13 protein-coding genes and 1 tRNA gene are annotated in these 14,869 nt (G+C 71.2%); 6 read left to right on the forward strand and 8 right to left on the reverse strand.

Annotation, left to right across the window (positions count from 1 at the left end; all coding sequences use genetic code 11):
- Positions 1-324 precede the first annotated feature (324 nt).
- From gndA to Q9S36_RS04005, 4 genes are read left to right on the forward strand one after another with little or no spacing between them, the layout of a single operon-like run.
- Positions 325-1,914 carry an NADP-dependent phosphogluconate dehydrogenase gene (gene gndA / locus Q9S36_RS03990; RefSeq protein ID WP_311284015.1) on the forward strand — a complete coding sequence of 530 codons (1,590 nt, stop codon included), beginning with the start codon at positions 325-327 and terminating at the stop codon, positions 1,912-1,914.
- A gap of 59 nt (positions 1,915-1,973) precedes the next feature.
- On the forward strand, positions 1,974-2,393 hold the full coding sequence (locus tag Q9S36_RS03995) for a VanZ family protein (protein ID WP_363378530.1): 420 nt from the start codon (positions 1,974-1,976) through the stop codon (positions 2,391-2,393).
- Positions 2,394-2,442: 49 nt separating this feature from the next.
- The gene (locus Q9S36_RS04000) at positions 2,443-3,168 is read left to right on the forward strand and encodes a response regulator transcription factor (protein WP_064001732.1); all 726 of its coding nucleotides are present in this window, start codon (positions 2,443-2,445) and stop codon (positions 3,166-3,168) included.
- Positions 3,165-4,631, forward strand: a complete 1,467-nt coding sequence (locus Q9S36_RS04005) for an ATP-binding protein (protein WP_311284016.1) — start codon at positions 3,165-3,167, stop codon at positions 4,629-4,631. Before Q9S36_RS04000 ends, Q9S36_RS04005 begins: the two co-directional genes overlap by 4 nt.
- On the opposite strand, the gene Q9S36_RS04010 is transcribed toward Q9S36_RS04005, so the two are convergent.
- The 6 genes from Q9S36_RS04010 to Q9S36_RS04035 all read right to left on the reverse strand — a co-directional run bounded on the left by Q9S36_RS04010 (position 4,625) and on the right by Q9S36_RS04035 (position 10,179).
- Positions 4,625-6,118, reverse strand: a complete 1,494-nt coding sequence (locus Q9S36_RS04010) for a flavodoxin reductase (RefSeq protein WP_311284017.1) — start codon at positions 6,116-6,118, stop codon at positions 4,625-4,627. The two genes, Q9S36_RS04005 and Q9S36_RS04010, sit on opposite strands and share 7 nt — an antisense overlap.
- Before the next feature lie 56 nt (positions 6,119-6,174).
- A complete protein-coding gene (locus Q9S36_RS04015) occupies positions 6,175-7,041 on the reverse strand; it encodes an FAD:protein FMN transferase (RefSeq protein ID WP_311284018.1) in 867 nt (288 codons plus the stop codon).
- Entirely contained in the window at positions 7,038-7,493 is a 456-nt protein-coding gene (locus tag Q9S36_RS04020; protein WP_253034028.1) for an FMN-binding protein, read from the reverse strand. Before Q9S36_RS04020 ends, Q9S36_RS04015 begins: the two co-directional genes overlap by 4 nt.
- 128 nt (positions 7,494-7,621) lie before the next feature.
- Positions 7,622-8,659, reverse strand: a complete 1,038-nt coding sequence (locus Q9S36_RS04025; RefSeq protein WP_253034029.1) for a ribose-phosphate diphosphokinase — start codon at positions 8,657-8,659, stop codon at positions 7,622-7,624.
- Positions 8,631-10,106: a bifunctional UDP-N-acetylglucosamine diphosphorylase/glucosamine-1-phosphate N-acetyltransferase GlmU gene (glmU, locus tag Q9S36_RS04030; RefSeq protein WP_311284019.1), complete on the reverse strand. Its 1,476-nt coding sequence runs from the start codon at positions 10,104-10,106 to the stop codon at positions 8,631-8,633. The genes Q9S36_RS04025 and glmU overlap by 29 nt, the downstream gene beginning before the upstream one ends.
- A gap of 1 nt (position 10,107) precedes the next feature.
- A tRNA-Gln gene (locus Q9S36_RS04035) sits at positions 10,108-10,179 on the reverse strand.
- 103 nt (positions 10,180-10,282) lie between these two features.
- On the opposite strand from Q9S36_RS04035, the gene Q9S36_RS04040 reads away from it, so the two are divergent.
- The gene (locus Q9S36_RS04040) at positions 10,283-10,780 is read left to right on the forward strand and encodes a MarR family winged helix-turn-helix transcriptional regulator (protein ID WP_064001725.1); all 498 of its coding nucleotides are present in this window, start codon (positions 10,283-10,285) and stop codon (positions 10,778-10,780) included.
- A 12-nt stretch (positions 10,781-10,792) separates the two neighbouring features.
- Positions 10,793-11,707 carry a pseudouridine synthase gene (locus Q9S36_RS04045; RefSeq protein ID WP_311284450.1) on the forward strand — a complete coding sequence of 305 codons (915 nt, stop codon included), beginning with the start codon at positions 10,793-10,795 and terminating at the stop codon, positions 11,705-11,707.
- Here Q9S36_RS04045 and Q9S36_RS04050 read toward each other — a convergent pair whose 3' ends face one another.
- Positions 11,708-13,516 (reverse strand): ABC-F family ATP-binding cassette domain-containing protein, encoded by a 1,809-nt coding sequence (locus tag Q9S36_RS04050; RefSeq protein WP_311284020.1) that lies wholly within the window; start codon positions 13,514-13,516, stop codon positions 11,708-11,710.
- A gap of 36 nt (positions 13,517-13,552) precedes the next feature.
- Positions 13,553-14,863, reverse strand: coding sequence for a GNAT family N-acetyltransferase (locus Q9S36_RS04055; protein WP_311284021.1), 1,311 nt, complete (start codon positions 14,861-14,863; stop codon positions 13,553-13,555).
- Positions 14,864-14,869 lie beyond the last annotated feature (6 nt).

Below are 14,869 nucleotides of genomic sequence, written 5' to 3' on the forward strand. Positions count from 1 at the left end.
CGCCGCATCCCTCGCCGAAGTTCGAGACGAGTCTATCAGCGCGCCGGATACGATGGAATCTCAGCCCCTCACCCCCGAGACACGGAGGACCCATGGACTACGGATGGATGTCGCACGCACTGCTCTGGTTCGTCGGAGCTCTGAGCGCGGCCACCGCCATCTGCGTCGTCGGCGCCTTCTTCTCGATGGGTCGCAGCTACAAGGACTGACCGCGTCACACGCGATCGCCCCTCTCGGTCCAGCGGATACAGTGACCGGAGGGGACCGCCGGTCACCGGCACCCATCCCATTCCGCTCACACCTCACGTAGACCTGGAGCCCCGTATGTCGTCGACCCCCTCCCCCACCGGCCCCTCGACGGATCAGGATCAGGCTCCGCACGAGGCGACGCAGCAGCACGAGGGGGCACCGCAGCCCGAAGAGGTCGACCGCCCCACCCAGCCCGAGTCGGCGTCGACCGGCTCTGCACAGGGTCCCGCGAACATCGGCGTCGTCGGTCTTGCGGTGATGGGCTCGAACCTCGCCCGCAACCTCGCGTCGCGTGAGGGAAACACGGTCGCGGTGTTCAACCGGTCGCGTTCGAAGACCGACGAGCTGCTCGAGGCGCACCCCGAGGCCGAGTTCGTCCCCGCGTTCACCTACGAGGAGTTCGCCGCGTCGCTGCAGAAGCCGCGCACCGCGATCATCATGGTCAAGGCCGGCAAGCCCACGGACGCGGTCATCGACGAGCTGATGCGTGTTTTCGAGCCCGGCGACATCATCATCGACGGCGGCAACAGCCTGTTCACCGACACGATCCGCCGCGAGAAGGCGGTCTCGGAGGCGGGCTACAACTTCGTCGGCATGGGTGTCTCCGGCGGCGAGGAGGGCGCCCTCAACGGTCCGTCCCTCATGCCCGGCGGTCCCGACGAGGCGTGGGTCACCCTCGGCCCCATCCTGAAGTCCATCGCCGCGGTCGCCGAGGGTGAGCCGTGCGTCACCCACATCGGCCACGACGGCGCCGGACACTTCGTCAAGATGGTGCACAACGGCATCGAGTACGCCGACATGCAGCTGATCGCCGAGGCGTACGACCTCATCCGCCGCGGCACCGGCAAGTCCCCCGCCGAGATCGCGGACATCTTCGCCGAGTGGAACACCGGCGAGCTCGAGTCCTACCTGATCGAGATCACCGCCGAGGTGCTCCGCCAGACGGATGCCGCCACCGGTAAGCCCCTCGTCGACGTCATCGTCGACCAGGCCGGCGCCAAGGGCACCGGAGCCTGGACCGTGCAGACCGCCCTCGACCTGGGCGTGCCCGTCTCCGGCATCGCCGAAGCCACCTTCGCCCGGTCGCTCTCCAGCCACCGCGAGCAGCGCGATGTCGCGGGCGGCCTCCCCGGACCCTCCCCCGAGGACTTCACCGTCGCCGACGCCGACGCCTTCATCGAGCAGGTCCGTCTCGCCCTCTACGCCTCCAAGATCGTGGCGTACAGCCAGGGCTTCGACGAGATCCGCGCCGGCGCCGCCCAGTACGGCTGGAACATCGACCTCGGCGCCGTCAGCAAGATCTGGCGCGGCGGCTGCATCATCCGCGCCCAGTTCCTCAACCGCATCGCCGAGGCCTACGACGCCGAAGCGGACCTCCCCGTCCTCCTCACCGCTCCGTACTTCGTCGAAGCCCTCGGCCGCACGCAGGACGCCTGGCGCGAGGTCGTCCGCATCTCGGCATCCGCCGGCATCCCCGCCCCCGCCTTCAGCTCCTCCCTCGCCTACTACGACGGCCTGCGCGCCGACCGCCTGCCCGCCGCCCTCATCCAGGGACAGCGCGACTTCTTCGGCGCCCACACCTACAAGCGCATCGACAAGGACGGCACCTTCCACACCCTCTGGTCCGGCGACCGCAGCGAAGTCGAAGCCGAGGACACCCACTGAGCCGCAGCGACACCGCGCTGCGTGTCCACCGGGCCGCCGCGCGCATCGTCCTCGCCGTCCTGACCGCCCTCTACGCATGGCTGGTCGGCTGGATGACGCTGCGCGCGGCGCCGTACGGTTCCGACATCGCGTCGGGACTGAACCGGCTGCTGGAGTGGTTCGCCGAGCGTCCCTCGACGGCCTGGATCACGTTCGACCGCGTCGAGTTCGGCGCGAACGTCGCGATGTTCGTCCCCCTCGGGGTGATCGCGGTCCTGTGGTTCGGCGTGCGCGGCTGGTGGCTGGCGCCCATCCTGGGGGCGCTCGCCAGTGCGGCGATCGAGACCCTGCAGGCGCTCCTGCTCGACTCCCGCGTCGCCGACGTCCGCGACGTGGTCGCCAACACGCTGGGCGCCGTCATCGGGATGTGCCTCATGCTGCTGCTCGCCTTCCTGCTGTCCCCGCCGCATCCGCGTCGGCAGCAGGAATACCGAGCATGACCGAAGCCGGGGCATAGCGCGGTCATAGGGAGGTCATGAGAATGGAGTCATGACCATGCCTGCCCCCGTTCTCCAGCGCCCCGACGGTTCCCCCCTGCGCGTCCTCGTCGTCGACGACGAGCAGATGTTGACCGACCTGCTCTCGATGGCCCTGCGGATGGAGGGCTGGGAGGTGCGTACCGCCGGTTCCGGCTTCGACGCCCTGACCGCCGCGCGGGAGTTCGCCCCCGATGCGATGGTGCTCGACATCATGATGCCCGACCTCGACGGGATGTCGGTGCTGCAGCGTCTGCGCCAGGGCGGCGACGACGTGCCGGTGCTCTTCCTCACCGCGAAGGACTCCGTCAGTGACCGTGTCGCCGGGCTCACCGCCGGTGGTGACGACTATGTCACGAAGCCGTTCAGCCTCGAGGAGGTCGTCGCGCGGCTGCGGGGGCTGATGCGCCGTGCCGGGGCATCCGCCGGTGCCGCCGACCCGATCCTCCGCGTCGGCGACCTCACGCTCAACGAGGACTCGCACGAGGTCTTCCGCGGCGACGACGAGATCGAGCTCACCGCGACCGAGTTCGAACTGCTGCGCTACCTCATGCGCAACCAGCGCCGCGTGCTCTCGAAGGCGCAGATCCTCGACCGTGTCTGGAACTACGACTTCGGCGGCCGCTCGAGCGTCGTCGAGCTCTACATCTCCTACCTGCGCAAGAAGATCGATGCGGGCAAGGAGCCGCTCATCCACACGGTCCGCGGCGTCGGCTACATGATCAAAGCGAGCCAGTGAGCACGACGTCCCGTCGTCGCCGTCGGCACCGCTGGAGCCTGCAGGCGCGGCTGATCACGGCGGTCGTGTCGTTCGTGTCGGTCATCCTCATCACCGTCGGACTCGGCACCGGTACGGTGCTCGAGTCGATCCTGCGTGAGAACCTCGACGCGAAGGTCACCGGGGTGCAGGACTCGATCGCACTCGACTACAGCCACCGCGCCGACCAGATCCTCGAGGCGAGCCGGCCGGAGCGGGGAACCCTGCTCGTCGTGAACAACCTCGCAGGCCCCACCGCCGCCTACGTGGATGCGGAGGGCGGAGTCCGGACCCTCGACACCCGCAACATCCAGATCAGCGCCCCGGACGGCAACGACTGGGCCGACGCCACTGTCGCGGGTCTCGGGGACTACCGGCTGCGGATCGGCCCGTACTCCAGCATCTTCGGATTGCCGACGTCGGAGGTCACGAGCGTCAGCGCCCGCATCGTCACGACCGTCGCCCTCCTCACCACCGGCGGCCTGCTCGTGCTCGCCGCGGTCATCGCGCTCCTCATCCGCAGCGCCCTCGCTCCCCTGCGCTCCGTCGCATCGACCGCCTCTCGGGTCGCGGCGCAGCCCCTGGCGGAGGGTGCCGTCACGATCACCGAGCGCGTTCCCGACGAGGACACCGACACCCACACCGAAGTCGGTCAGGTGGGGCACGCCCTCAACACCCTGCTCGACCACGTGGAGACCTCCCTCGCCGCGCGCCAGCGCAACGAGGAGCGCATGCGCGCGTTCGTCGCGGATGCCAGCCACGAACTGCGCACTCCCCTCGCCTCGATCCGGGGATACTCCGAGCTCTCGCTGCGCGGCATCCGTCACGCCGAAGCGAGCGGGAACACGGCCGCCGGTGTCGTCGCCGACACCACCCGGGAGTCGCTGGAACGCATCCAGGCGCAGTCGCTGCGCATGACGGCCCTCGTCGAGGATCTGCTGCTGCTCGCTCGCCTCGACGAGGGCACCGAGCTCGTCTACAGCGCCGTCGATCTCACCCGCCTCGCCGTGGAAGCCGTCTCGGACGCGCGGGTGGCCGGCACCGACCACGAGTGGGTGCTGGAGGTGCCCGACGAGCCCGTCATCGTCGCCGGCGACGCCGGACGGCTGCACCAGGTGGCGGCGAACCTGCTCGCCAACGCCCGGGTCCACACCCCCGCCGGCACCCGCGTGACGACGACCGTGGCGTCGGAGGACGGCGACGCGGTCCTGCGCGTCCACGACGACGGGCCCGGCATCGACCCCACCGTCGTCGGCGACCTGTTCGAGCGGTTCTCGCGCGCCGACTCGTCCCGCGCGCGCCAGACCGGCGGCACGGGGCTCGGGCTCTCGATCGTCAAGGCGATCGTCGAGGGCCACGGCGGCCGTATCGCCGTGGCCTCCGAGCCCGGTTCGACGACCTTCGAGGTGCGGATGCCCGCCCGCCCCGACTCCCCCGCTCAGTAACCGCTGAACGCGTCCGTCGTGATCGACTTCGCCCGCTCGAGGGCCGGGGTGAGGGTCGCGATTAGCGCCGGCGGGCCCGACACGTAGGCGTGACGGCGGTCGATGTCGGGAACCAGGCGCAACAGCCCGTCGGCGTCGAGGCGCGAACCGCCCGCCCACGTCCAGCCCGCCGGAAGGTCCGCGGGTTCGTCGCGCGTGACGACGATGACCGGGATGCCGGCGGCCTCGAGGTCGTCCCGGAACGCGAGTTCCTCGCTGGCCGAGGCGACGTAGACGAACACGACGTCGCGTCGCTCCTGCCTGAGGCGCAGGTGACGCAGCTGGGACACGAACGGCGTCACGCCGATGCCCGCCGCCACCATCAGCACGGGCGCGTCGGCGCGTCGCGGCAGGACGAAGTCGCCCCAGATCCCCGTGATCGCGAGTTCGTCGCCGGGCTCGACCGTGGCGAGCGCCTTCTTGTAGCTGGACTGCGATCCTTCGCGCATCGCGATCTTCACGAGCGGCAGCTCGGCCGGGGACGAGAGGATGCTGAACTCGCGCCGGGTCCCTCGGGAGTCGGGGTGCGCGTGGGGAACCTCGAGCTCGAGGTACTGCCCCGGGGCGAAGCGCACCGGGCGCTCGGCGCGGAAGCTGTACTCGCGCACGCTCGGGGTGAGCGGGGTGCGCTCGACGATCGTCAGCCGCACGGCCGTACGCATCGCGAAGACGAAGGCGACGAGGTTCCCGACGAGCAGAGCGCGCTCCTGGCCGAGGGTGATCTCGCCGAGGGAGATCGGCCACCCGGCGAGCACACCGACGACGGCCGCCACGACGAACTGCTGCCAGCGGCGCGGCGGCAGGGTGAGCGGCTCCGAGAGCATGAACGCGCCGAGGAACAGGAACGGCGACGACAGAATGATCGCCGAGAAGGTCATCCCCGGGTCGAGGGCGAACCCCGCCGACTGGGCCTGCACGATCGTGCGCAGCAACGCGACCGCGATCGCGACGACGAGGAACAGGCCGACGACCCGCACCTTCTCGGTGCGCACGAGCACGACCAGCCCGAGGAGCAGCACCGGCAGGGCGAGCAGCGGGTTGCCGACCCACCACGCCGCCGACCCGAGGTCGGGCGCCCAGATGCTGATGATCGTGAGGGCGGTCGCGCCGACGGCGGCCGGGTTGAAGATGTGCCGGCCCTGCCAGGCGAGCACGTACTTGGATGCCGAGGCGAGAGCGCCCGCGACCGCGACGCCGACGAGCGGCAGCGGCTCGAGGGTGGGGCGCAGGACGAACACGAGGATCAGCGCCGTGATGAGGGCGGATTCGATCCGCCACGGGCGGCGGACGATGCGCTGGGCGACGGCGTCGACGAGGGCGATCGAGACGGCCAGCACGGCGAGCGTGACGACGAACTCCAGCGGGGCCACCGACACCCCGCCCGCGAGGGACACCGCCAGGGTGATCACGGCCAGCGCCGAGAGCGCGAAGAGCACGAGGCGGTACATGGACAACCTGCCGAGGACGCCGAACACGCGACTCCATGCGGCACTGAGGGATGAGATCACGAGAACAACTCCGCTTCGCATCGGGGGGACCATTCGACGGAGCCGTCGGTGCGCATGCGCACCCAGGCGACTCCCCATTCTGCGGCCAGCCGAGGACCGCCGTCGAAGAACAACGCCGTCGCGACCGCATCCGCCGTCATGGCATCGGACGCCACCGCCCAGGTCGCGGCGTGGGCGCGCACCGGCTCACCGGTGCGCGCGTCGAGGACGTGATGCAGCCCGTCGCCCCACGCGCGGCGGTTGACCGCCGAGGCGCAGAGGGCGGCATCCGTCACCTGCCACACCCCGATCGCGCGGGACGTGTCGTAGGGGTGCTCCAGCGCGATCCGCTGGGTCGCGCCGCGGACCGCGATGTCGCCGCCCGCATCGACGACGGCGGCACCTTCGGGGATCCTGGCGATGACGAGGTCGACGAGGCGTCCCTTGCCGAGGGCGCCCACGTCGAGGACGGCGGGCTCCGTCAGGCGGAGGGCGGCGTCCGACCAGTCCACGATCGCCCGCCAGTCCTGCGGCGCGGCGACGGCGCCCCGGTCGATCAGGGAGTACGCGGCGTCGTACCCGCGGCGCGCGAGGCTCTCCCCGACGAGCGGGTTCACGGCGCCCGAGGTGGCGGAATCGAGCGCGTCGTAGGCGTCGAGCATCGGCCCGGCGTCGACGGGCGCGGGGACCATGCCGCCGCTCTCCCCCAGCCGCCGCACGAGCGAGTCCACGCGGAAGCGGGACCACTCGCCGTCGAATACGGCGATGGCGTCCGTGATCTCCTCACGGACGCCATCATCCAGGGGGTCGGCGGTGTCGATCCGCCAGACGGTGCCGATCGCCTCGAACGTCCAGGAGTGGACGAGCGGGCCGGCGGGGGTCATGATGCGGCTTCGGTCCGGATCTCGGCCACCGCCGCGTTGAAGCCGCCGCTGGTCAGGGAAGAGCCGCCCACACGGTCGACGGACAGGTCGTCGAGGTTCTTCCCGACGACTTCGTCCTTGATGCCGCCGATGAACTCGCTCTGGTACTGCTCGGTCTCGCGGGCCTGCGGGTCGCCGGTCACCTCGACGGCGGTGACCGTGTTCGACTCGAGCGTCAGCGTGACGCTGATCTTCTCGACGGTCTCGGGCGTCTGGTAGGTTCCCTCGGCCGTGTACGTGCCGTCGGTGTACGTCCCGGAGGACGAGCCCGCGTCGGCCGAGGCCGGCGGCTGCGAGGACGTCCCCTCATCGGTCGTCTGGCCGGCGCACCCGGCCAGCAGGGCGAGCCCTGCGACGGATGCGGCGGCGGCGCCGACGCGGATCGGTCGGGGTACGGCGGTGGTGCGGATCATGAGAGGTCCTCCTTCTGTCGTGCCCGCCCGGTCGAGGGCGCGGGGCGATGAACTCAGGAAAGCGGGCCCCGAGAGGGCGATCCTTGCAGGAGTCTATGGATCTCCTGCGAACTGAAGGGAGTCGTTCCTCAGGCGGCGCCGTCGAACATGCTCGTGACCGAACCGTCCTCGAAGACCTCGCGGATGGCGCGGGCCAGCAGCGGCGCGATCGGGAGGATCGTGAGGGCCGGGAAGCGCTTCTCGGGGGGCAGCGGTACGGTGTCGGTGACGACGACCTCATCGATCGAGGGGTCCTGCAGCCGCTCGGCGGCGGGGTCGCTGAAGATCGCGTGCGTCGCCGCGACGATGACACGCTCCGCCCCGTTGGCCTTGAGCGCCTGGGCCGCCTTGACGATCGTGCCGCCGGTGTCGATCATGTCGTCGACGAGCAGGCAGACCCGGCCCTCGACCTGACCGACGATCTCGTTGACCGTGACCTGGTTGGCGACGTTCGGGTCGCGCCGCTTGTGGATGATGGCGAGCGGTGCGCCCAGGCTATCGGACCAGGTGTCGGCGACGCGCACGCGGCCGGTGTCAGGCGAGACGACCGTGAGCTTGGCGCGGTCCTCGGCCGACAGCGTGTTCTGGAAGTACTCCAGCAGCACGGGCTTGGCGAACAGGTGGTCGACGGGACCGTCGAAGAAGCCCTGGATCTGCGCGGCGTGCAGGTCGACGCTCATGACGCGGTCGGCGCCGGCCGTCTTGAACAGGTCGGCGACGAGGCGGGCGCTGATCGGCTCACGCCCGCGACCCTTCTTGTCCTGACGGGAGTAGGGGAAGTACGGCGCGACGACGGTGATCCGCTTCGCGGAGGCGCGCTTGGCGGCATCCAGCATGATGAGCGTCTCCATCAGCCACTCGTTGACCGGCGGCCCGAAGCTCTGGATCAGGAAGAAGTCGCAGCCGCGGATCGACACCTCGAAGCGGGTGAGGATCTCCCCCGAGGCGAACGTGCGGTGCTCGGTCGGCACGAGCTGGGTGCCGAGCGCTGTGGCGACCTCGGCGGAGAGCTCCTCGTGGGAGCGACCCGAGGCGACGACGAGCCGCTTCTTGGTCTTGGCCACCAGGCCCGGGGCGATCCCGCGCTCGGTATCGAGGTCAACCGTCTGCTGCTTCTTGCGACCCATCGCCAGCTTCCTGTGCGGACCGGGCGCGAGCGGCGGCTTCTGCCGCTCCCGTTCCCGGTCGATTGTTCTCGACCCACCCGGCGACGTTCCGCTGGGGGGCGATGCTGAGCGCGAGGGCGCCGGCCGGAACATCCTTGCGGATCACGGCTCCCGCACCCGTCTTCGCGCCTTCACCGATCCTAACGGGCGCGACGAACACGTTGTGCGAGCCGGCGTGCACCTCGTCGGCGATCTCGGTGCGGTGCTTCGTGAGGTCGTCGTAGTTGGCGGTGATGGCGCCCGCGCCGAGGTTGACGTTGCGGCCGATCGTCGTGTCGCCGACGTACGAGAGGTGCGGGACCTTGCTGCCCTCGCCGATCGTGGAGTTCTTCGTCTCGACGAACGTGCCGATCTTGCCGCGCTCCCCCAGCTCGGTGCCGGGCCGGACGTAGGCGAAGGGTCCCACGGTCGCGTCTGCGCCGATGACGGCGAGGGTCGCGTCGGTGCGGGTGACGGTCGCGCCGCGCCCGACCTCGCAGTCGACGAGGCTCGTGTCGGGGCCGACGGTCGCACCCTCGGCGATGCTCGTCGCGCGCAGGATGTGGGTGTTGGGGAGGACCGTGACGTCGGGCGCGAGGGTCGCCGTGACGTCGATCCACGTCGTGGCGGGATCGAGGACCGTGACCCCCGCGAGCTGCCAGCGACGGACGGTCCGCGCGTTCAGCAGTCGGCCCACCTCGGACAGCTGCACGCGGTCGTTGACGCCGTAGGTGACGGTCGGGTCCTTCGCGACGGATGCCGCGACCCGCCGCCCCGCGCGGCGCAGCAGCGCGACGGTGTCGGTGAGGTACTTCTCGTTCTGCGCGTTCGCCGTCCCCACCTGGGGCAGGTGCTCGCGGAGCGAGGCGGCGGCGAAGACGTACATCCCCGCGTTGACCTCGCTGACGGCTGCTTCATCGGGCGAGGCATCCTTCTGCTCGACGATGCGCGCCACGCTGCCGTCGCTCTCGCGGATGATGCGGCCGTACCCGGTGGGATCGTCGACGACGGCGGTCATGAGGGTCGCGTCGGCCTGCACCGTGCGGTGCTCGGACACGAAGGCGCCGAGGGTGTCGGCGTCGGCGAGGGGGCAGTCTCCGCTCAGCACCAGGACGTCGCCCTCGAAGCCGACGAGGGCGTCGAGGGCGATCTCGACGGCGCGGCCGGTGCCGGGGATCTCGTCCTGGTCGACCACGACGACCTCGGGGGCGACACCGAGGACGGCCGCCGCGACCTGGTCGCGCTCGTGACGGACGACCACGACGACGTGCGCCGGGGCGAGGTCGCGCGCGGTGTCCAGCACGTGTCCGACGAGCGGACGGCCGCTGATGCGGTGCAGCACCTTCGGGAGTGAGGACTTCATCCGCGTCCCCTGCCCGGCGGCGAGGATGACGACGGCGAGGCGGGGGTCGAGCGCGTTCTCGGTCATGCTCCGCCGCCAGGACTCGAACCTAGACCTCACAGCTCCAAAGGCTGTCGTGCTGCCATTACACCACGGCGGACCGCGGCGCTCCGGGGTCCGGGGGCCGCCCGACAAGTCTGCCATGCGCGCGCGGGCGGCCGCCTCGGACACGGGCGCCGCAGCCGCTCTGCGATGATGGGGGGATGGCTCCCGAACACGACGAGGTCGACCGGATCGTGAGCGCCTGGATCGCGCAGCGACCCGATCTGGACTTCTCGCCGCTCGAGGTGCTCTCGCGGGTGGACCGGCTGTCGCGCCACCTCGACCGCGCCCGTCGCGAGGCCTTCCAGCGCAGCGACCTGGAGCCGTGGGAGTGGGACGTGCTGTCGGCTCTCCGCCGCGCGGGCGAGCCGTACACCCTCAGCCCCAAGCAGTTGCTGCAGCAGACGCTCGTCTCGAGCGGCACGATGACCAACCGCATCGACCGGCTCGTCGACCGTCGCCTCGTCGTGCGCGCGGCCGACCCCGGTGACGGCCGCGGCGTGCTGGTCACCCTCACCGAGGAGGGCCGCAATCGGGTGGATGCCGCGATCACCCGCCTCGTCGACGCCGAGGCCGAACTCCTCGGCCAGCTCTCGCGCGCCGACCGGGACCGGCTCGCCGCGCTCCTGCGCAAGCTGAGCCTCGGATTCGACGTCTGATCCGCGATGGCGATGCGCGCACCCCTTCCTGTCCGTGACGGGGTCGGTCCCACGCGTCTGCGCGTGCCGCGGACCGGGCCCTGGGCGACCATCGCGGACTACGTGACGGCCCGGTTCGCGCACATCGACTCGGAGATCCTCCTCAGCCGCTTCGACCGGGGCGAGGTGGTCGCCTTCGACGGCACGCGGCTCACGCGGGAGACCCCGCTCGGTGCGGAGGACTTCATCTGGTACTACCGGGAGCCGCCCGACGAGCCCGACATCCCGTACGAGGTGACGGTGCGCCACCTCGACGACGATCTGCTCGTCGTGGACAAGCCGCACTTCCTCCCGACGACGCCCGGCGGCGGCTTCCTGCGCAATTCGGCGCTCGTCCGACTGCGACAGCGGTTCGACAACCCGGATCTGACGCCGATCCACCGCCTCGACCGTGCCACCGCCGGTCTCGTCATGTTCTCCGTGCGCCCCGCGACCCGCGGCGCCTATCAGACTCTGTTCGCCGACCGGGCCGTCGACAAGGTTTACGAGGCCGTCACCGCCGTCCCCGCCGGCGGGATGCCGGAGCTCCCCCTCGTCATCCGGTCGCACCTCACGAGCTCCCGCGGGAGCCTGCGGGCGATCGTCCACGAGGACCGTGAGCCGAACGCCGAGACGCGCGTCGAGGCGATCCGGGTCACGGTCGACCGGGCGCACTTGCGCCTGCACCCCCGGACCGGGCGCATGCATCAGCTCCGCTCGCACCTCGCCGGGATCGGTCTCGGCATCCTCGGCGACCGGTTCTACCCCGACCTGCTCGACGAGGCGCCCGACGACCCCGACCGCCCGCTGCAGCTGCTGGCACGCGAACTGCGCTTCGTCGACCCGCTGTCGGGCCGTCCGCGCGAGTTCACGACCGGGCTTCGCCTGCGCGAGGCGCCGCCCGCCTGATCAGCCGAGCTGCTCGCTCAGCTCGAACCAGCGCTCCTCGGCCTCGGCGACCTCGGCCTCCATGGCGGTGATGCGCTGCATCTTCTCGCCGAGCCCGATGTAGTCGGCCTGGTCGTGATCGGCCAGCGCCGTGCGCGCCGCCGCGATCTGGTCGCTCAGCTTCGCGATGCGGCGCTCGAGGCTCGTGGCCTCCTTCTCGGCCGCGCGTCGCTCGGCGCCGCTGAGAGCGGATGCCGGTGGCGCCGCGGCATCCGCCTGTCGTTCCGCGGTGGGCGCCGCCCCTGTCGCCTGCGGCTGAGCGGCCCGGATGCGCAGGTACTCCTCGATGCCGCCGGGCAGGTGCCGGAGTGTGCCGCCCATGACGGCGTACTGCTGATCGGTGACGCGCTCCATGAAGTAGCGGTCGTGCGAGACGACGATGAGGGTGCCGGCCCACGAGTCGAGGAGGTCTTCGATGGCGGCGAGCATGTCGGTGTCGAGGTCGTTCGTCGGCTCGTCGAGGATGAGGACGTTCGGCTGGTCGAGCAGGATCAGCAGCAGCTGGAGTCGGCGCTTCTGCCCGCCGGAGAGATCTCTGACCGGCGTGGAGAGCTGAGCCGACGAGAAGCCCATGCGCTCGAGCAGCTGACCCGGCGTGAGCTCCTGCGCCTTCGACCCGGCCCCGAACGTGTACGTCGTCCGCAGGCGCGAGACGACGACGCGGACGGGCTCGTCGAGATGCGGGTCGAGCTCGTCCATCCGCTGCGTGAGGGTGGCGACCTTGACCGTCTTGCCGTGCGTGACGCGTCCGGCGGTCGGCTGGACGGCACCGGAGACGAGCCCCAGGAGGGTCGACTTGCCGGCGCCGTTGACACCCAGGATGCCGGTGCGCTCCCCCGGCGCGATGCGCCACTCGACGTCGCGCAGGATCTCGCGGCCGTCGTAGCTGACCCCCGCGTCGAGCAGGTCCACGACGTCCTTGCCGAGCCGTGCGACGGCCAGCGATTGCAGCGAGACACGATCGCGGATCTCGGGGACGTCGGCGATGAGCTCGTTGGCGGCGTCGATGCGGAACTTCGGTTTGCTCGTGCGCGCGGGGGCACCCCGGCGCAGCCAGGCGAGCTCCTTGCGGGCGAGGTTCTGCCGGCGCGCCTCGATCGAGGCGGCCTGCCGGTCGCGCTCGACGCGCTGCAGGATGTAGGCCGCGTAGCCGCCGTCGAAGGGCTCGACGATGCGGTCGTGCACCTCCCACGTCTTCGTGCAGACCTCGTCGAGGAACCACCGGTCGTGGGTGACGACCATGAGCGCCCCCGAGGCCGCCGACCACCGTCGCTTCAGGTGCTCGGCGAGCCAGGCGATGCCCTCGACGTCGAGGTGGTTGGTTGGTTCGTCGAGCGCCAGGACGTCCCAGTCACCGGTGAGCAACCGCGCGAGGGCGACACGACGGCGCTGACCGCCCGAGAGCGTGCCGATGGCGGCATCCCAGTCGAGGTCCGAGAGGAGACCCGCGATGACGTCGCGCACGCGCGGGTCGCCGGCCCACTCGTGCTCGGGTCCGTCGCCGACCACCGCGCGACCCACGGTGAGGTCGTCGGGCAGCACGTCGGTCTGCTCGAGCACACCGATCGTCACCCCGCCGCGCACCGTCACGCGGCCGGAGTCCGGCTCGCGCCGCCCCGCCAGCATCGCCATGAGACTCGATTTGCCGTCGCCGTTGCGGCCGACGATGCCGATGCGGTCGCCCTCATCGACACCGAGCGAGACGCCGTCGAAGACGACCTTGGTCGGGTACTCCAGGTGCAGGGCCTCGGCCCCGAGAAGATGTGCCATCGCCTCCAGGCTACGCGGCGCGCGGTGGGTGCTTGCTCAGTACCAGAAGCTCAGTCGCGGCGTGGTGGTCGAGGCGAACACGCGGGCGAGGCGGTGCGGATCGTCCGTCTCGATGCGTCCCGCGCGCGCGAGCGTCACGGGCGAGACGCCGCCGAGCAGGATCGCCGACAGCTCTGCGACCCCCAGCGTCGCCCGCGGGATGCCGAGGGGCGCCTCGTCGACCACGTCGACGCCCGGCTCCGCCCCCGCCGACAGGACGAACGTGCCGTCGGCGATTCCGAGCGGATCGGTGACCTCGAGCGCCACCACGTCGTCGACGTCGTACCCGCGGGCCGCGAGCACCGTCGGGACGTCGAGGATGCGCAGGTAGTGGTGGTCCGCGATCGTGATGCGGGCGGCGCGCTGGTCGGCGATCATCCACCAGAGCGGCTCGTCGAGCGAGAGCTCGCTCGCCCGGACGGTGCCGATGAGATCGAGCGAGAGGAGGAAGCGCCAGAGCCCGGCGTAGGCGGCATCGGTCACCGCCAGGAGCTGGTGCACCGTGGCATTCGAGGCGGACCAGTCGTCGTCGTTCTCGCTGACCGAGTACAGCGCGACACCCTCGACCTCGCCCTCCGGCGAGCGGTACTGCACGGCGCGGAGTCGCTCCGCCTTCTCGGCGTCGGGCCGCGTGCCGTATGTGCGGTCCCAGTGCCCGCCCGGCATCGCGATCTCGCCGGGCGAGGAGAACCGCGTGCGCTCGTGCAGCGCGGCGGCGGCATCCCTCGCCTGCTCGCGCGTGACGTAGTCGAGCCGGCCCGGTGCGGCGGGACCGATCCACCCGGCGCGGCGCGTCCGGATCTCCCACGAGGTCGCCGCCGCGGCGGGAGCGAACCCGAACCGGCCGTAGATGCCCGACTCGCTCACCGTCAGGCCCGCGATCGGCGCGCCCTGCGCCACGGCGGTGCGCAGCTCCCCCGCCATGACCCGCGAGAGCAGACGCCGGCGGCGGTGCGTGGGCGCGACGGTGACGGCGCTGATCGCGCACATCGGGATGGCGGCACCGCCTGGCAGGGTGAGCTCGGCGATCCACGACGCGAACGTCGTGACCGGCTCGTCGGGCTGGACGGCGGCGGGGTCGTACACACCGATCTTGCGACGGTAGCGGCTGCGCGAGAACGCCTCGCCGCGCTGCAGGTCGTTGCGTTCGCCGTCGAGGAAGCCGCGGGCCACGGCATCCGTCCACCTGTCCGACGCGGCACGGTCGTCGTCGCCGACGCGGTCGATGCGGAGGCCGTCGGCCTCGATCGCCGCGCGAAGGGTCTCGTCGAGCGGAGCGGAGTGGAAGGCGTCGCCGAGGGAGGTCATGCGTCC

The organism is Microbacterium sp. ARD31 (assembly GCF_031844425.1).